Source organism: Acinetobacter sp. P1(2025), assembly GCF_051390655.1.
Lineage (GTDB): Bacteria > Pseudomonadota > Gammaproteobacteria > Pseudomonadales > Moraxellaceae > Acinetobacter > Acinetobacter junii.
The window spans coordinates 1-18,864 of the sequence record NZ_JBPKBJ010000029.1; the positions used below are offsets into that span (position 1 = coordinate 1).

Sequence of the window (18,864 nt, forward strand, 5' to 3'; positions counted from 1 at the left end):
ATTTGTTTAAGATGAGATGTAACTCATTGAAATGTGTCATCATATTCGTCGTCAGAAAACAAGTATTATGCCATTATTTCAATGAGTTATCTTTTTTTGTCGTGTACAAAGATAAAATTAGTAATAAAAAATGCTTAATTTTTCTGGTATAGTTCTAGTCGTTTTTTATTTACTTACCCTCTTAGATTATATAAATAAGCAAGGCTCAAAAATGCTAACTTTGTCAGAACTCAAGATTGCCGTGATTGGTCTAGGCTATGTCGGCTTACCTTTAGCGGTGGAATTTGGAAAAAAAGTACCTGTAGTGGGTTTTGATATCTACCAAAAGCGAATTGATGAACTCAAAAATGGCCAAGATCATACTCTCGAAGTTTCCCCAGAAGAATTAAAACAAGCTAATCAACTGAGTTATTCTGCAAATTTTGAAGATTTAAGGAGCTGTAATTTTTTTATTGTCACTGTGCCTACACCCATTGACAATGTTAACCGTCCTGATTTGACCCCATTACAAAAAGCCAGTGAAACTATTGGCAAAGTGCTAAAAGCTGGGGATGTTGTGGTTTATGAATCGACTGTATACCCAGGTGCTACTGAAGAAATCTGTATCCCAGTTTTAGAGAAAGTATCAGGCCTTAAATTTAATGAAGATTTCTTTGCTGGCTATAGCCCTGAACGAATTAATCCGGGTGATAAAATAAATACCCTAACTAAAATTAAAAAAATCACCAGTGGCAGTACGCCGATCGTTGCTGACTTGGTAGATGCTGTTTATAACAGCATTATTACAGCAGGTACACATAAAGCTGCTAGTATTAAAGTAGCAGAGGCTGCAAAAGTCATTGAAAATACCCAGCGTGACTTAAATATTGCTTTGGTGAACGAGCTATCAGTTATTTTTGATCGTTTAGGTATTGATACCATTGATGTTTTAGAAGCAGCTGGCAGTAAATGGAACTTCTTGCCTTTCCGTCCCGGTTTGGTTGGAGGACATTGTATTGGGGTGGATCCGTATTATTTAACCCATAAAGCGGAAGAAGTTGGTTACAACCCACAAGTGATTTTGGCTGGTCGTCGTATTAATGACAATATGGCACGTTATGTGGCACGTGCAACAATTAAAAGAATGGTCAAAAATAATATTGATGTAACTCAAGCAACCGTTGGTATTTTAGGAATTACTTTTAAAGAAAACTGTCCAGATATTCGTAATAGTAAAATTGTAGATGTGATTAAAGAGTTTGAACAATGGGGAATAAAAGTATCTGTGTGTGACCCTTGGGCAGATGCTGAAGAAGTTAAGCATGAATACGGTATTGAGCTGGTACAGGTAGATGCTGAACATCCTGTAGATAGTTTAATTGTTGCTGTTGGACATCATCAATTTCGCGCTTTAAGTTCTGAGCAATTACGTGCCTTTGTAAAAACTGAACAGCCTGTCTTGGCAGATGTAAAAAGTCTGTTTAATCAAGATGACATGACTGCTCAAGGCTTTACAGTTTTCCGTCTTTAATTTAGAAATTTAAAAGAAGTTATTTATCATGAAAAAATTTGCCCTTATTGGTGCTGCGGGATATATCGCTCCACGTCATTTAAAAGCGATTAAGGAAACAGGGAATACTTTAGCGGCTGCAATGGATGTAAATGATTCTGTGGGTATTATGGATAGTCATTTTCCAGAAGCAGAGTTTTTTACCGAATTTGAAGAATTTCAAGCATATGTGGAAGATCAAAAATTAAAAGGTGAAAAGCTGGATTATGTTGCGATATGTTCACCAAACTATTTACACGCGCCGCATATGAAATATGCATTAAAAAACGGCATTGAAGTGATTTGTGAAAAGCCGTTAGTTTTAAACTCTGAAGATTTGAATATGCTAGCAGAGTACGAAAAACAATATGGTGCAAAAGTAAACTCGATTTTACAGTTGCGTTTACACCCTTCTATTATCGAGTTGCGTGATAAAGTTCAGGCTGCACCTGCAGGTAAAATTTTTGATGTAGATTTAACTTATTTAACCTCACGTGGTAAGTGGTATTTAAAATCATGGAAAGGAGTAGATAATAAATCGGGTGGCGTGGCAACCAATATTGGTGTGCACTTTTATGACATGCTGCACTTTATTTTTGGCAAAATTGTGAAGAATGAAGTGCATTATCGTGATGAAAAAACCGCATCGGGTTATTTAGAGTATGAACGTGCCCGTGTACGCTGGTTCTTGTCGATTGATGCCCAAAATTTACCTGAAAATGCGGTGCAAGGTGAGAAATTAACCTACCGTAGTATTACTATTGAAAATGAAGAGCTTGAGTTTTCAGGTGGTTTTACCGACTTACACACCCAAAGTTACCAACGTATTTTGTCTGGTAAAGGCTATGGCGTAGAAGAAAACCGTGCAGCAATTGAAACGGTTGAAGTGATTCGTGTTGCTCCAGTTCTTGAAAATCCAAGCAACCCACACCCTCTATTAGCAAAGGTGAAAACTAATGAAAATTACAAATGATGTGGTTTTCCAAGCGACTCACCAGCTTTTTCAAAATATGTTTGATTATGATGATGTAGGGTTATTAGTTACTACCTCGGAAAATAACTTATTATCATTCATTGAGGATCAAAAGTATGTTCCTCAATTAAATAATAATAATAGTATAAAAGGTATTTTTTGTACTCAAGAAATTGCTTCAAGTGGTTTAATCCGAGCAGATATTGATTTAGTAGTAGTTGATGAGCCCAAATGGTTCTTTTTCTCTATTGTTGATTACTTGGCGAAAAATCAGGAAAGACAGACAACAATTATAGACTCTAGTAGTGAAATAAGCCCTCAAGCGTATGTTAGCCCTGTGGGGGTTAAAATCGGCAAGAATTGTAAAATTGATCCAAATGTAACAATTCTTTCTGATGTAACTATTGGTGATAATGTAATTATTCGTGCTGGTAGTGTGGTTGGAACTGATGGGTTTGAGCACAAAAAGACATCTCACGGAATTTTATCAGTAGCACATAATGGTGAAGTTATTATTCATGATAATGTTGAGATAGGTGCAAATAGTCATGTGGCAAAAGGGTTTTCTTATAGACCGACTATTATTGGAGAGAGCACTAAATTAGATGCCTTTGTTCATTATGCACATGGAGTGCAATGTGGTAAAGAGTGCTTAATTGTTGCCCATGCTATGATTGGTGGAAATGTGGATATCGGTAATAAGGTATGGATTGGTCCTTCTGCAGTGATTACGAACCGTATTGTATTGGAAGATAATTGTTTTATTACTTTGGGGGCAGTTGTAACTCGTGGCGTAAAACAGGGTGAAACTGTGACGGGTAACTTTGCTATACCACATCAAAAGTTTTTAAAGAACTTTAAAAGGTCTCTTAGCAATGATTGAATTTATTGATTTAAAAGCACAGCAGTCACGTATTAAAGCTGAAATTGATGCGGGTATTCAGCGGGTATTGGCACATGGTCAGTATATATTAGGGCCTGAAGTTGCAGAACTAGAAGAAAAGTTAGCGACTTATGTGGGTGCTAAATATTGTATTACTTGTGCTAATGGTACAGATGCTTTGCAAATTGCTCAAATGGCATTTGGTATAGGGCCAGGGGATGAAGTCATTACCCCAGGTTTTACATATATTGCAACAGCAGAAACTGTGGCTGTATTGGGGGCGACACCTGTATATGTAGATGTGAACCCAAAAACCTATAACTTAGATGTAGAACAACTAGAAGCAGTCATTACACCACGCACTAAAGCAATTATTCCAGTAAGTCTGTATGGACAATGTGCTGATTTTGATGCAATTAATGCAATTGCTGCTAAATATAATATTCCCGTGATTGAAGATGCTGCACAAAGTTTTGGTGCGACTTACAAAGGGCGTAAAAGCTGTAATTTAAGTACTGTTGCCTGTACCAGCTTTTTTCCAAGTAAGCCTTTAGGTTGCTATGGCGATGGTGGCGCTATTTTTACCAACGATGAAGAGCTTGCTAAAGTGATTCGTCAGATTGCACGTCATGGGCAAGACCGTCGTTACCATCACATTCGTGTTGGGGTAAATAGCCGTCTAGATACGTTGCAAGCGGCTATTTTGTTACCCAAACTGGCAATTTTGGACGATGAAATGCAGGCGCGTCAGCGTGTGGCGGATACTTATACTAAGCTTTTCAATGAAGCAGGTATTTTAACAACTCCGTTTATTGAAATGCATAACCAAAGTGCATGGGCGCAATATACGATTCAAGTAGATAATCGTAGCGAAGTACAAGAAAAGTTAAAATCTCAGGGTATTCCGACTGCGGTGCATTATCCAATTCCCTTAAATAAACAGCCTGCTGTAGCAGATGATAATGCAGTGTTATCTGTAGGTGATTTGGTCGCTGAACGTGTAATGAGTTTGCCGATGCATCCTTATTTGACTATTGAAGCGCAAGAGAAAATTGTAAGCTCATTTGGAGCTCTATATGACTAATAATGAAGAATTACGTGTTTTATTAGTAAGTGATATGGGGAAAGTGGGTGGAACAGAAATAGCAACTTATATCACAGCCAAAGAACTGAAATCATATGTTCAAGATGTTTATGTCTTGGGTAAGAAAGGCCCTTTATCTGAATCGATTAATCAATTAGATATTAAACAGTTTGATGTAATATCTCATACGAAAAATCCAATAAAAATATTGCAATACATATTAAAAGTTATTTATGTGGTAAATAAATATCATATTAATGTGATACATGCACAAATGGCTAGGCCTATACCTATGTTATGGGTGGCTAAATTTTTTTCAAAAAATAAAAATCTAAAAATATTCTGGACCTCTCGAGGGTTAAATCACTCAACTTATAAATATGTTGTACCTTTATTTAATAGAATGGATATTAGAGGGTTGGGTAATTGTAAATTAGAACAAAAAAAATTAATTCGATATGGATTTGAACCGCTACATACATCTTATGTTTATAATGCTTATCGATTAAATCCGGATACTGCACCTAAAGAAAAATTGTCTAAAAATTTTATTACAGTTGGGACATTATCGGCTTTAAGAGCGGATAGGTGTGTGGATTTATTTTTAGAAATAGCTAAATATATAAATGAGTCCAAAGAATTTCCGCAAAATATTCAGTTTATTATTGGTGGAGATGGACCGCATAGAAAAGAATTGGAATGTTTAGCTGAGAATATGAATATTCAACATAAAATCAGCTTCATGGGCAATATTGTGGATGTTGAAGATTTCATGCAAAAGGTAGATGTTTTTGTTAGCCCTATTGTTGTAGATGGTGATTCTGGTGCAGGGGTATCTAATGCAATTATAGAAGCAATGCTAACAAAAACTCCAGTATGTGCCTATGCTGCTTCAGCTATTGGTGAAATTGTGATTAATAACCAAACGGGTCATTTGGTTGAGCCGAGAAATACTGAAGCTATGGCAAAAGCAATATTGCAAACGATTGAAGATAAAGAGCAAACTGAATTATATGTAGAAAATGCTTATGATTTGATTATAAAGGAATGTGATCCTCAAAATTATGCGAAAAAATTAATTTCTTTATATGAGAAACTATGATTTTAATAAAAAAATCATATATTTAATTTTAGGAATTGAATTTGATTAGTAATATTCGAAATAAAATAAACTCTTTAAATGGAATGTTGAAGTCGGTTATGATTTTAATAACGGGTACTGCATTCTCTCATTTAATATTTATTTGTACATTACCAATAATTACTAGATTGTATGATCCAAATGATTTTAGTGTCTTGGCAGTCTATATCTCCATTTTGAGCATTATTAGTGTTTTAGTTTGTTTGAGGTTTGAGATAGCTATACCTTTACCTAAACTGGATAAACATGCAGTTATCTTGGTGATCTTGGCATTGATGAGTACATTGGTAATTAACTTTATTATTTTTTTGTTATTATTCCTAGGTCAAAACTTTCTTAAAAATATTATTGATACTAAACTTCTTGATTATTATTGGTTGATACCATTAGGAGGGTTGTTAATTGGATTTTATAACACCTTCCAATACTGGAGTACTAGAAAAAAAGAATTTATTCTAGTATCTAAAACAAGATTAATGCAAACAGGTTTTAGTACTATTTTTCAAATAGTATATGGATTAATTTCTCCTGCATTCTTAGCTTTGATTTTAGGATACATAATTAGAATTAGTAGCGGTTTTTTTGTAATTGGGAGAAGATTTTTTAAAGAAAATGGAGAAAATTTAAGAAGAATTAATAAATTTAAGTTGATGGCAATATTTAAAAGGTATAAAAAATTCCCTCAATATTCAGTGTTGGAAGGTGTTTTTAATGCATCTTCAATACAACTGCCTATTTTGTTAATAGCTTTTTATAGCGTAGGACCTGAGGTTGGTTTTTTAATGTTAGCAAGCCAATTGCTATCAGCACCTATGTCTTTAGTTGGTCAATCAGTTGCACAGGTTTATTTGAGTGAAGCTGGGAACAAATATCGAGAAAATAACTTAAAAAAATTTACGCATGAAATAATTATTAACCTTATTAGGGTGAGCTTAATACCCATGTTATTAGGGTTTTTCTTATTTCCTTGTATTATTCCTATATTTCTAGGTGAGGAATGGTCTAGAGTTGGAGTGATGATGAGTTGGATGATACCGTGGTTCTTTATGCAGTTTATTACATCACCTATTTCTATGTCGCTACATATAACAAATAATCAAAAAATTTCTCTTTTTTTACAATCATTAGGATTTGTTCTAAGAGTTGGAGCAGTGGTTGTTGCAGGTTCTTTTTTTTCTAATTTTATATTTGAAACTTATGCAGTTACAGGTTTTTTGTTTTATTCTATTTACCTTTTTGTAGTATTAGGTACCCTTGATAAGAGTTAACTTTAATATGATTAGAACAGATATTATCATGAATGATTCTATGAGAAGATTCGTAGGTGATTATTTGGGTTTGCTTTTAATTATTTTAGTATTTCCACTTAAGTTAATTAGTGATATTCTTGCTTATCTCTATAATATACCTGTTCCATCTGCAACAATAATAGCATTTCCTGTTTTACTATTGGCTTTATTATTTTTTCCTATTAGAATTAATCAATTAAATAAATATCCTAAAATAATCTTGGTTTGTTTTTTTTCTTTCTTTATTATCTCTGTATGTTTGAATTTTATTTTTTATCATACTTCTAAATTTAATTTAGTAGTTTTTAATGCGTTTTTTACATCTTTTTTTATGTATTTTTTATTATTTTACTCAGGTCTTTATTATGTAAAGTTTAAAAAAATAGTTAATCAGTGTTTTTGTTTTACCTTATGTGTGGTAACTGGAGTTGTTTTATATACTCAGTTTTTTTTAAAGGATGTATGGGCTCAGTTAAATGAATATGGTGCATATCTTAGGATTGCTGATGTTTATTCGATTATTTTGCTATTAATTATACCAATAATAAAATCTAATTTTTTAAAGTTTGGTTTATTGATTTTGGGTGCAATAACTCTTTTGTATATTGGCTCAAGATCCTCCTTGGTATTCTTTTTAGCAGCAGTTTTTATATTTTATACATATAGTTTAATTAGTCTGAAAATCAAAACTACATCTATATTTTCATTAATAGTTTTAGTTTTTTCTTTAATTATTGTAGTTGGGAATTTAAGTAAAACACATAGTTTTTATGAAAGTTTTTCGGATACACGGATCGGGTATACCGTGGAATCTTCATCAGGTGGAGATGATGCGAGAACAATTTTTTTAAATTTAGGGTTAGAACGTATTTCTGTTAACCCCTTTACTGGTAATCTTTATACTAGACTAAAGGAAGAAGAAGGTGGTGGTAACTATATTCATAATATTTTATTTTTATTAGATGATTATGGTTTATTTGTTTTTTTACCCATAATTTTTCTAATTTTTTGGACACTAATAAAATCTTTTAAAGAAAAGGAATATTTTTTTCTCCTTATGCCTTTAATTTTTTGTTTATTATCTATGGTTTTCTCAAGGGCATATGCTTTTCCATACTTTTTCTTTTTTTTAGGGATTTATATAAACTTAAGTTCAAAAAAGTAATATTTTTGCTTTATTTTTTGTGATAAAATCTAGTTTTTTTTATTAAATTGAGGGCTTTATGCAATTAAGAGAAAAAATTTTAGTTGTTGCTCCTTATGTTACATTTCCTGATGAGCCAGGGGCAAACCGTTTCATTGCTATTGCTAAGATATTAAGTAAAAAATATGATGTAACCTTAGTAACGAGCAGATTTTGTCACATTTTAAAGTCTCATCGTAGTGAAAGAAAAAGTTTAGATGGTATAAAGGTAATTTTATTAGATGAGCCTGGATATAGGGTGAATGTTAGCTTTGGAAGATTAAAAAGTCATCATGAATTTTGTGAGAATTTTCAAAAATTTATGCTAACTAATCAGTGTAAATATGATTTGGTTTATTCGGCTTATCCATTAATAAAAACCAACTATATTCTTGGAGAATTGAAAGAAACATTAGGTTTTAAGTTAGTCATGGATATACAAGATATTTGGCCTGAATCAATATTTGGACCGATACCATTGTTGTCTAATCATTTGGGAAAATTAATTTTATCCCCAATCACAAAGTATGCAAATCATACCTATGCTCATGCTGATGCTTTAGTTGCTGTGTCTGAAACTTATATGAACAGAGCAGATATAAATCATCTTGATAATCAATATAAAGAAGTGGTTTACATTGGAGCAGATAATTTACACTTTAATTCTGAAATCAAGAAACCAAATCAGAAAAAAATGATCGCTACATATATAGGAACGATGGCGGGTAGTTATGATTTGGAAACAATAGTGAGAGCCTCAACTTTATGCCATGATCAAGTAGAAATTGAATTTATAGGAACAGGTCCCCACGAAGAAAGATTGAAAAAATTAAATTCAGAATTAGGTGGATATGTTAAGTTTAGAGGGACTATGGCATATGATCATGCAATGGAAAAATTGAAATATTCTGATATAGCTATTAATCCTATTCGTTCAACTGCCCAGCAATCAATTACCAACAAGTTGTCAGATTATTTTTGTTGTGGACTTCCTATTTTAAGCTGTCAGGAAAATTTAGAAGTTCAGGAGTTGTTAGCTATGGGGGGGGGGGTGCATTATCAGTCAGGTGATTATAAAGATTTAGCTAAAAAATTAATATTCTTATCTGAGAATAGACATTTATTAAAAAAAATGTCTGAAATAAATAAGAAAATTGCAAAAGAATTCTTCCTACGGGAGATATCTTATATGAAGATCATGGATTTAGTAGAAAGACTAGTTGAGTAAAATGTTAGATATTATTTATTTCCTCAATATCAAATTTGATATAAGTTAATTTAGGTTACCCATGTTCAAACGCTTACTCGATATTATCATTGCTTCTATTGCCCTGATCCTGCTTTCACCACTTTATGCGATTGTTGCATACAAGGTGAAAAAAAACTTGGGCTCGCCTGTGCTGTTTCGTCAGGTTCGTCCCGGTTTGCATGGAAAACCCTTTGAAATGATTAAATTTCGTACCATGCGCGATGCCGTCGATGCCCAAGGTAATAGCCTACCAGACAGCGAGCGCTTAACGCCATTTGGCAAAATGTTACGCGCTACCAGTCTGGATGAAATGCCCGAGCTATGGAATGTGATTAAAGGTGATATGAGCGTGGTGGGGCCACGGCCATTGCTGATGGAATATTTACCGCTGTATAGTCCAGAGCAAGCCAAACGTCATAACGTGCGTCCAGGTATGACAGGGCATGCACAGGTCAATGGACGTAATGCAATTAGTTGGGATGAAAAATTTAAGCTAGACACGTGGTATGTAGACAACCAGTCCACACTGCTTGATTTTAAAATTATGTTTCAAACCGTGCATAAAGTGCTGGCTAAAGATGACATTAGTGCAGAGGGCGAGGCGACTATGACTAGATTTGAAGGTAAACAAAAGGATGAAAAATCATGAAACATATTTATGCAGTCTATAGTGCTGGTGGATTTGGCAGAGAAATTATGCCTGTACTGAAATCAAATTACCTTAGTGATAATTCAGAGTTTGTTTTTGTAGATGATGGGATTCAACAAGAACAAGTTAATGGCTTCCTAGTAATGACCTATGAAGATTTTAAGTCAGTTAAAGCTGCATCAAAAAAAATTGTTATTGCAGTGGCAGACTCAAAAGTTAGAGAAAAGCTTGCGAATAAGTGCGAATCAGACGGTATAGGGTTTGTTGAAATAGTAGCTGATAACGCAATCGCTTATGAAACAGCAAATGCTAAAGAGGGCTTGATTTTATTTGTATATTGTTTGCTCACTGACAACGTAAAGATTGGAAAGCATTGTCATATTAGTGCTTATTCTTACGTTGGGCATGATTGTACGATTGGTGACTTTGTCACTTTTTCCCCGCGCGTTAGTTGTAATGGCAACATTGTCATTGAAGACCATGCCTATATTGGCACAGGCGCTGTCATTAAACAGGGTACGCCAGATAAACCTCTCGTGATCGGTAAAGGTGCTATTGTTGGAATGGGTGCGGTGGTGACCAAAGATGTTCCTGCGGGTGTGACAGTGATCGGCAATCCGGCACGAATTTTAGAGAAAAAATAATTTTTCAAACTTTTTAAAATCTAGGAATAGGTAATGTTAAATACTGCATTTGAACCATGGCCAAGCTTTAGTCAAGAAGAAGCCAATGCCGTATCGCAAGTCTTGCTTTCCAATAAAGTCAATTACTGGACGGGACAAGAATGCCGTGAATTCGAAAAAGAATTTGCACAGTTTGCGGGAACTCAATATGCAGTAGCACTTGCCAACGGTACAGTTGCTTTAGATGTCGCGCTTAAGGCATTAGGCATTGCAGCAGGGGATGACGTGATTGTCACTTCCCGTACTTTTTTAGCTTCTGCCAGTTCAATTGTGACAGCAGGTGCCAACCCCATCTTTGCCGATGTGGAGCTTGATTCACAAAACATTTCTGCCCGTACTATTGAAGCAGTACTGACTCCAAATACTAAAGCCATTATTTGTGTGCATTTGGCAGGCTGGATGTGTGATATGGACCCCATTATGCAACTGGCTGCGGATAAAGGGCTATATGTGATTGAAGACTGTGCACAGGCACACGGCGCAAAATACAAAGGTAAATCGGCTGGTTCTATCGGACATATTGGTGCATGGTCGTTTTGTCAGGACAAAATTATGACCACAGGTGGTGAAGGCGGTATGGTCACCACCAATGATGAACAGCTATGGAAAAAAATGTGGTCTTATAAAGATCATGGCAAAAACTTCGACAGTATTTATAACAAAGAGCATCCACCAGGTTTTCGTTGGTTACATGATTCGTTTGGTACCAACTGGCGCATGATGGAAATGCAAGCGGTGATTGGACGTATACAATTACAGCGCATGCCAGAATGGACACAAAAACGTACCGAGCATGCACAGCGTATTTTGGCAGCCTTTCAGGACAGTCCATATTTTACTGTGCATTACCCAGACAGTGACTATGTACATGCCAACTACAAGTGCTATGTGCAGGTCAATAGCGAACAGTTACCCGCAGATTGGTCACGTGATCGTATCATGCAGGAAATTAATGCCCAAAATGTCCCTTGTTTTAGTGGCTCATGTTCAGAAGTATATTTGGAACACGCCTTTGATGGTACAACATGGCGACCTGCACAGCGTTTAGCAAATGCACAGCAATTGGGCGAAACCAGTTTAATGTTCTTGGTCCATCCAAACTTAAGCGATGACAGTATCACAAAAACTATTGCGGCGATTCAGCAGGTGATACAACAGATGGCAGGCTAAGCCATACTGATGATGCAGTCCTCAAGTGGTGATCTTCATCTTGTGATAGAGCTTAAAGGGCTGCGTCAGATGAGTTGGTGTATTTACATCACTAGACTATTCATGCGATAGAGTTACCTAATCTTGAAACCGAAAATAGAGTAAAATATGTAAATGATATATTTTACTTTCATAAAAATAGTGTGAACTGAAAATTGCCTATTTAAGGTATATAGACAATTTTCAGTAAAAAAATATTGAGAAGCCTCATCCCGTGAAATCCATTATCGAACCTGCTGTAGAATCCCCCCGCTTAGTCAAACTCGCATTTTTAATGGTGCTGGACTTCTGTGTATTTCCTGTCTTGCTGTGGCTATGTTATGCCATTCGCCAGTTTGACCTAGGCGCAGAAGTGGTGCCCAATTTGGCTTTTGGTTCGGTATGGGCAAGTGTGATTGCCGTTGTATCGCTGTTTATTTTTGGGGTGTATCGCTTTATTGTGCGTACCTACAGCGAACTGTTTATGGTCAAATTGGGGGTGGGTACGGCTTTGACTGTGGCAGGGTTATATGCGTTGGCATATTTTACCGATGCCTTTATTCCCACTTCTATTCCGCTTATGTTCGGCTTTCTCATGTTCGCTTGGGTTTGGTTTAGCCGTGGTTTTATTCGCTTTATCGTGCGTTCTTATTTACAGGCCGATATACAAAAAAAACGTGTGGCGATTTATGGTGCAGGCAATGCAGGACAGCAAATTGCAGGAGCACTCTACAATTCCGATGAACACTTACCCGTGTTGTTTATTGATGATGATCCATCACTCACTGGACAACAGTTGGGCCGTTTAAAAGTCTATGATGCAGAAACAGCATTAAAAGTCATGCCGAAAAAGCATATTGATGAAATTTTGATTGCATTGCCTTCAGTGGGGCGGATGCGTAAAAGCGAGATCGTCAAATTTTTAGAACCTGCACATATTAAAATTACCGAAATTCCAGGACTGACCAAACTGGTCGATGGTGAAATTCACGTATCGGATATTCAGGAAGTTGATATTATTGACTTGCTCGGGCGTGACCCTGTGCCGCCAGTACCCGAACTGTTGGCTAAAAATATTCAAAATAAAATGGTCTTGGTCACAGGCGCGGGTGGTTCCATTGGTTCTGAACTGTGTCGCCAAATTGTCAAAAATAAACCCAAAGCCTTGGTGATTTATGAACTGACCGAATTTGCGTTGTATAGCATTGACAAAGAATTACGCTTAAATAGCGATGTCACCATTATCCCGATTTTAGGTTCAGTGCTCGATCAGGCCAAACTGGAACGGGTGATGGAACAGTATGCGATTCAAACTGTGTACCATGCTGCTGCCTACAAACACGTGCCTTTGGTGGAGTGTAACCCATTGGCAGGCTTGAAAAATAATGCAATTGGTACGGCATTTAGCTTAAATGCCGCAGTTAAAAAAGGGGTAGAAACCTTTGTGCTCATTTCTACCGATAAAGCCGTGCGTCCGACCAATGTCATGGGCGCGTCTAAACGTATGGCAGAGTTGTATTGTCAGGCCATGGCAGAAGCGCAAGATCAGACCCAAATTAGCATTGTCCGCTTTGGGAATGTTTTGGGTTCGTCGGGTTCGGTGGTGCCGTTGTTTAAACAGCAAATTGCCAAAGGTGGGCCTATTACCGTGACTCATCCTGAAGTCACCCGTTACTTTATGACCATTCCAGAAGCCTCGCAATTGGTGATTCAGGCGGGTGCTTTGGGTCAGGGGGGCGATGTATTCCTGCTGGATATGGGGGAGCCTGTACGCATTCAGGATTTGGCCCGTCAAATGATTGCATTGAGTGGATTAAAAGTACGTGAAACAGGCAGTCAGGAAGGTGATATTGAAATTCAATATTCAGGCTTACGTCCAGGCGAAAAACTCTACGAAGAATTGTTGATTGATGCCGATAATACCGAAGTGACACAACACAGCCGGATTTTGCGTTCTTATGAAAAAATGTATCCGTTGGATGAATTGTTGTTGGTGTTTGAGCGTATGCATGACTTAACAGCAATTCAAAGTGATATCGACTGGGCTTTGGCACAGCTTGAACACTATGTGGATGGTTATGTCCGTGGTAAAGAAGTCAAAGTAAATTAAAATATCGAGATCAGGTTAAGACATATGATTAAAAAAGCCATTTTACCCGTTGCAGGTTTAGGCACCCGTTTTCTGCCAGCCAGTAAAGCCATTCCCAAAGAAATGGTGACCGTAGTTGATCGTCCTGCGATTGAATATGTAGTACGCGAGGCAGTTGCAGCAGGGATTGAGCAAATTATTTTGGTGACCCATTCCTCTAAAGCCTCCATTGAAAACTACTTTGATCGTAACTTTGAGCTAGAAACCACATTAGCACAAAAACAAAAACTGGATTTGCTCAAAGAGATTACCGAAATTTTACCTGCCCATGTCAGTGTTGTGAGTGTACGTCAGCCACAACCTTTAGGCTTAGGGCATGCGGTTTTATGTGCTAAATCTGTAGTGGGTAATGACGCTTTTGCAGTGCTGTTACCCGATGTATTGGTTAAAGATGATGCTGCACAAAATGACTTGGCACGCATGATTCAGCGTTTTGAGCAAAGCCATGCCGCACAGATTATGGTCGAAGCAGTGCCAGATCATCTGGTCGATCAATACGGTATTGTCGATGTAGCCACTGCACCCGCAGAAGGTGAAAGTACCGTGATGCAGGGCATTGTCGAAAAACCTGCAGTCGGCACGGCACCTTCTAATTTATCGGTGGTGGGACGTTATGTCTTGCCTGCAGAAATTATGACCTTGCTCGAAAATACCCCTAAAGGAGCAGGCAATGAAATTCAATTAACTGATGCAATTGCCATGCTACAACAGACCAATACAGTTGAAGCCTATCGTATGAAAGGCCAAACCTTTGACTGCGGAAGTAAACTGGGTTATTTAAAAGCCGTTTTGCATTATGGGGTCGATCACCCGAAGTTGGGTGAGGCATTTAAAGCGCTTATCCAAGAGCTTTAATGATCAGCGGGAAACTCTTATGAAAGTTGCAGTATTTGGACAAACCCTGTATTCAGGTGTTATGGCGGCATTGTTGGCTGAATGTGGACATCAGGTCTTTTGGTGCGATATCCTAAAAAGGTTGGCTTCAGAGCAAGCCTATACCCAAGATGATGCTGTGATCAATCTACTCCATAAGCAAGAAAAAAGTGGATTTCTCCAATACTGCAATTTTAATGCGATTCCTCTCGATATCGATGCTTACTTTTTTAGTCTGAGTCCGACAGAAGAATCGCAAGGCATCGAAATTTTAAAAGAACTCAAACAGCGTCCTATTATTCATCCTAAATTGATGATCAATGCCTCGACTTTAGGGTTACATGGTACTGAAAAATTTGAAAAAATCTTATCGGACGATGATTGGGTGTATTTGCCTGACGTAATCCAAGAAGGTAATGCTTTACAAAGCCTAGTTCAGGCAAAACAACTGACAGTGGGCTGTTCAAGTGAAACGAGTCAAATTAAAATTCGAGAGTTACTTCGTCCTTTATTTCCAAGAGAACAACAATATTTGTTTATGCCCGTTTTAGATGCCGAGTTTACTAAACTCAGTGTTTCAGGCATGTTGGCGACGCGCATCAGTTATATTAACGATTTGGCCGTGGTGGCTGAAAAGTTAGGTATCGATATTGAGCATGTACGTCAAGGCTTGGCAGCAGATAGCAGAATTGGTGCTTCATATCTTTATCCAGGGGCTGGCTTTGGTGGTGAGAACTTCTCTCATGATGTCCTAACCTTGGCAAATACTGTTTCGGGGACTGGAGCGAAGAGCCAGTTATTGGCGCAAGTTTGGGATATCAATGAGCAGCAAAAAGAAATTCTCTTCCGTAAATTATGGAATTATTATCATGGGGATTTAGCGAGTAAGGTGATTGCAATTTGGGGGGCCTCATTTAAAGAAAACACGTCTCGCATTCAGCAGTCTCCAATTCATGCCATGTTAAAAGCGCTTTGGGCACAAAATATGGTGGTCAAATTGCATGATCCTCAGGCATTGGCAGAAATTGAAAAACATTATGGGTATCGAGAAGATTTGATTTACTGTACCGATCAATATGAGGCCGTTGAGGGAGCACATGCTTTGTGCTTATTAACTGCTTGGAAGCAGTACTGGAGCCCTAATTACCCAGAATTACTCAAAAAAATGCAGCACCCACTGATTTTAGATGGTCGCAATATTTATGATCCATGCTATGTCAAAGCCCAAGGCTTTGCCTATCAGGGTGTAGGGCGATGAAGAATAAAAAGAAACCATATCCCGTTGAAGATATTAATACAGCAATTGCCCGACTGCAGGGCTTGAAAGCTCATTTTGAACAGCATCATCTGAATGATCTTTTTGCAGATGATTCGACGCGTTTTGAGCAGCTCTCTGTCGTATTAGAGCCGATTATTTTTGATTTTAGTAAACATCGTATTGACCGAACGGCAGTTGATTCTTTAGTGCAGTGGGCGCAGGCACGAGATTTAACCAGTTGGATTAAAACTTTATTCTCAAGTACAGCGATTAACTATACTGAACACCGCTCAGCCATGCATTGGGCTTTACGTTTACCGCAATACGATCAACAGCATCAGGCTATTGCCGATCAGATTCATGAACAACTGCAAAAAATGTATGCATTGGTCAACAAAATTCACGAGGGCCAATACCGGGGGGCGACGGGTGAGGTGATTCAAGATGTGGTCAATATTGGTGTGGGGGGCTCTGACCTAGGGCCGCTGATGGTCAGCCATGCATTATCTGACTTTAAAAAATCGACACAAAAGCCTTTAAATCTACATTTTGTTTCAACAATAGATGGTAGTCAGCTTTCAGAGCTTCTGCATAAGCTGCGTCCAGAAACAACCTTGTTTATTATCTCATCAAAGTCATTTGGTACGATTGATACACTCTCCAATGCTCAAACGGTACGTCTGTGGCTTGAAAAAGCATTAGGCCAAGAGGCTCAAACCTTAAAGCACCATTTTATTGGCGTATCGACCAAGCCCGAAAAAATGACTGCTTGGGGGATCGCGCCTGAGAATCAATTTTTATTGTGGGATTGGGTGGGTGGCCGCTATTCTCTGTGGTCGTGTATTGGACTTCCAATTGCTTTAACTATTGGGGTGGATGGGTTTAAGCAGTTTTTAGCGGGCGCTTATGCGATTGACCAGCATTTTCAACATGCCCCTTTTCAGCAGAACATTCCTGTTTTGATGGGGCTTTTAGGCGCTTGGAACAATAATTTCTTAGACATTCAAACCCATGCTGTTTTGCCTTATGACGGTCGCCTCAAATACTTTGCTTCATATTTACAGCAGCTTGAAATGGAATCGAATGGGAAGTCGATCCAACGTAATGGTGAAAAGGTTGAATGGGATACTTGTCCGATTGTGTGGGGCGAGGTTGGGCCGAATGCACAACATGCATTTTATCAACTGTTGCATCAAGGTACACATTCGGTGAGTTGTGACTTCATTGCCCCAATACAACGTTATAACGCAAATCAGTTTACCTATGTGGATAATGCTGAGGCATTAATTGAACAACATCATTTGGCACTTTCAAATTGTTTAGCACAGTCACGTTTATTGGCATTCGGTAATCAAGCATTGGATCAAAGCGAATTGGCCTCTTTGCCTGAATATAAAAAATATGAGGGTAACCAGCCAAGTACAACAATTTTAATGCAGGAGCTCAATCCTTATAGCTTAGGTATGCTCATCGCAATGTATGAACATAAAGTATTTGTACAATCCGTACTTTGGAATATTAACCCTTTCGATCAATGGGGTGTTGAAAAGGGCAAGGAAATTGCCAACCAGTTACTGCCGATTTTAAATGGGCAACAACAAGATTTATCTGCTTTAGATGTTTCGACTCAGGGTTTGTTAAAAATTTTATTAGGAAAATTAGATGGCTAATATTTTAGTGACTGGTGGGGCAGGTTATATCGGTTCACATACCTGTGTTGAACTCCTTGACGCTGGACATGATGTGATTGTGCTCGATAACCTTTCAAATAGCTCGGAAGAGTCATTAAAACGTGTTCAGGAGTTAACTGGAAAAACGCTTAAGTTTATTCAAGGTGATATTCGCATTCAAAATGATTTGGATCAAACTTTTTCTTCACATCAAATTGATGCGGTGATTCATTTTGCTGGATTAAAAGCAGTAGGTGAAAGCCAGCAAATACCACTAACTTATTTTGATAATAATATTGCAGGATCAATACAATTGGTTCAAGCAATGGAACGTGCCAATGTATTTAATTTGGTATTTAGTTCTTCAGCGACAGTTTATGATGAAGGGAATATTTCACCTCTGGATGAAACGATGCCGACAGGTATGCCGTCCAATAACTATGGGTATACTAAGCTGATTGTTGAACAATTATTAGAAAAGCTTTCTATTGCTGATGGGCGTTGGTCAATCGCACTTTTACGTTATTTTAATCCAGTTGGTGCGCATAAAAGTGGTCGTATTGGCGAAGACCCTCAAGGTATTCCAAATAATTTGATGCCTTATGTGACGCAAGTTGCGGTTGGTCGTCGTGAAAAACTTTCAATTTATGGCGATGATTACGATACGGTTGATGGTACTGGTGTTCGTGATTATATCCACGTTGTAGATTTGGCAAATGCGCATTTATGTGCATTGAATAATCGTTTGGCAGCTAAAGGTTGTAGAGCTTGGAATGTGGGAACGGGTAATGGTTCGTCTGTTCTGGAAGTGAAAAATACTTTTGAGCAAGTGAATGGCGTTGCTGTTGCTTATGAAGTTGCGCCACGTCGCTCAGGTGATGTGGCAACATCTTTTGCGAATAATGCTCGAGCGGTGAGTGAACTGGGATGGAAACCAAAATATAAACTAGAAGATATGTTGGCAGACAGTTGGAATTGGCAGAAGCAGAATCCACAAGGCTATCGCGATTAATTTGTTCAGATAAGTATCAAGAATAAAAAAAGAGCCATTTTGATGTGGCTCT

General features: G+C 37.6%; 16 protein-coding genes. All 16 read left to right on the plus strand.

Annotation, left to right across the window (positions count from 1 at the left end; genetic code table 11):
• Positions 1–211: 211 nt before the first annotated feature.
• The 16 genes from tviB (at position 212) to galE (ending at position 18,812) form a co-directional block, all read left to right on the plus strand.
• Complete coding sequence (gene tviB / locus ACSC97_RS09005) at positions 212–1,510, plus strand: Vi polysaccharide biosynthesis UDP-N-acetylglucosamine C-6 dehydrogenase TviB (protein WP_436660513.1); 1,299 nt, start codon at positions 212–214, stop codon at positions 1,508–1,510.
• Positions 1,511–1,538: 28 nt separating this feature from the next.
• Entirely contained in the window at positions 1,539–2,501 is a 963-nt protein-coding gene (locus ACSC97_RS09010) for a Gfo/Idh/MocA family protein (protein WP_436660515.1), read from the plus strand.
• The gene (locus ACSC97_RS09015) at positions 2,485–3,384 is read left to right on the plus strand and encodes a DapH/DapD/GlmU-related protein (RefSeq protein ID WP_368779725.1); all 900 of its coding nucleotides are present in this window, start codon (positions 2,485–2,487) and stop codon (positions 3,382–3,384) included. The genes ACSC97_RS09010 and ACSC97_RS09015 overlap by 17 nt, the downstream gene beginning before the upstream one ends.
• Positions 3,377–4,468: a DegT/DnrJ/EryC1/StrS family aminotransferase gene (locus ACSC97_RS09020; protein WP_436660518.1), complete on the plus strand. Its 1,092-nt coding sequence runs from the start codon at positions 3,377–3,379 to the stop codon at positions 4,466–4,468. Before ACSC97_RS09015 ends, ACSC97_RS09020 begins: the two co-directional genes overlap by 8 nt.
• Positions 4,461–5,570 carry a glycosyltransferase gene (locus ACSC97_RS09025; protein ID WP_436660520.1) on the plus strand — a complete coding sequence of 370 codons (1,110 nt, stop codon included), beginning with the start codon at positions 4,461–4,463 and terminating at the stop codon, positions 5,568–5,570. Before ACSC97_RS09020 ends, ACSC97_RS09025 begins: the two co-directional genes overlap by 8 nt.
• Positions 5,571–5,611: 41 nt before the next feature.
• Positions 5,612–6,877, plus strand: a complete 1,266-nt coding sequence (locus ACSC97_RS09030; RefSeq protein ID WP_436660522.1) for a lipopolysaccharide biosynthesis protein — start codon at positions 5,612–5,614, stop codon at positions 6,875–6,877.
• A 28-nt stretch (positions 6,878–6,905) separates the two neighbouring features.
• Positions 6,906–8,063: a hypothetical protein gene (locus tag ACSC97_RS09035; RefSeq protein ID WP_436660524.1), complete on the plus strand. Its 1,158-nt coding sequence runs from the start codon at positions 6,906–6,908 to the stop codon at positions 8,061–8,063.
• A gap of 58 nt (positions 8,064–8,121) precedes the next feature.
• A complete protein-coding gene (locus ACSC97_RS09040; protein ID WP_436660526.1) occupies positions 8,122–9,309 on the plus strand; it encodes a glycosyltransferase in 1,188 nt (395 codons plus the stop codon).
• 61 nt (positions 9,310–9,370) lie between these two features.
• Positions 9,371–9,979: a sugar transferase gene (locus tag ACSC97_RS09045; RefSeq protein ID WP_436660528.1), complete on the plus strand. Its 609-nt coding sequence runs from the start codon at positions 9,371–9,373 to the stop codon at positions 9,977–9,979.
• The gene (locus ACSC97_RS09050) at positions 9,976–10,623 is read left to right on the plus strand and encodes a NeuD/PglB/VioB family sugar acetyltransferase (RefSeq protein WP_436660530.1); all 648 of its coding nucleotides are present in this window, start codon (positions 9,976–9,978) and stop codon (positions 10,621–10,623) included. Before ACSC97_RS09045 ends, ACSC97_RS09050 begins: the two co-directional genes overlap by 4 nt.
• 33 nt (positions 10,624–10,656) lie before the next feature.
• Complete coding sequence (locus tag ACSC97_RS09055; RefSeq protein ID WP_436660532.1) at positions 10,657–11,832, plus strand: DegT/DnrJ/EryC1/StrS family aminotransferase; 1,176 nt, start codon at positions 10,657–10,659, stop codon at positions 11,830–11,832.
• Positions 11,833–12,085: 253 nt separating this feature from the next.
• Positions 12,086–13,960, plus strand: coding sequence for a polysaccharide biosynthesis protein (locus ACSC97_RS09060; protein WP_436660534.1), 1,875 nt, complete (start codon positions 12,086–12,088; stop codon positions 13,958–13,960).
• Positions 13,961–13,984: 24 nt separating this feature from the next.
• Complete coding sequence (gene galU, locus ACSC97_RS09065) at positions 13,985–14,854, plus strand: UTP--glucose-1-phosphate uridylyltransferase GalU (RefSeq protein WP_436660536.1); 870 nt, start codon at positions 13,985–13,987, stop codon at positions 14,852–14,854.
• 19 nt (positions 14,855–14,873) lie between these two features.
• Positions 14,874–16,130, plus strand: coding sequence for a nucleotide sugar dehydrogenase (locus ACSC97_RS09070; protein ID WP_436660538.1), 1,257 nt, complete (start codon positions 14,874–14,876; stop codon positions 16,128–16,130).
• Complete coding sequence (pgi, locus tag ACSC97_RS09075; RefSeq protein WP_436660540.1) at positions 16,127–17,800, plus strand: glucose-6-phosphate isomerase; 1,674 nt, start codon at positions 16,127–16,129, stop codon at positions 17,798–17,800. The genes ACSC97_RS09070 and pgi overlap by 4 nt, the downstream gene beginning before the upstream one ends.
• On the plus strand, positions 17,793–18,812 hold the full coding sequence (gene galE, locus ACSC97_RS09080) for a UDP-glucose 4-epimerase GalE (protein ID WP_126038892.1): 1,020 nt from the start codon (positions 17,793–17,795) through the stop codon (positions 18,810–18,812). The genes pgi and galE overlap by 8 nt, the downstream gene beginning before the upstream one ends.
• Positions 18,813–18,864 lie beyond the last annotated feature (52 nt).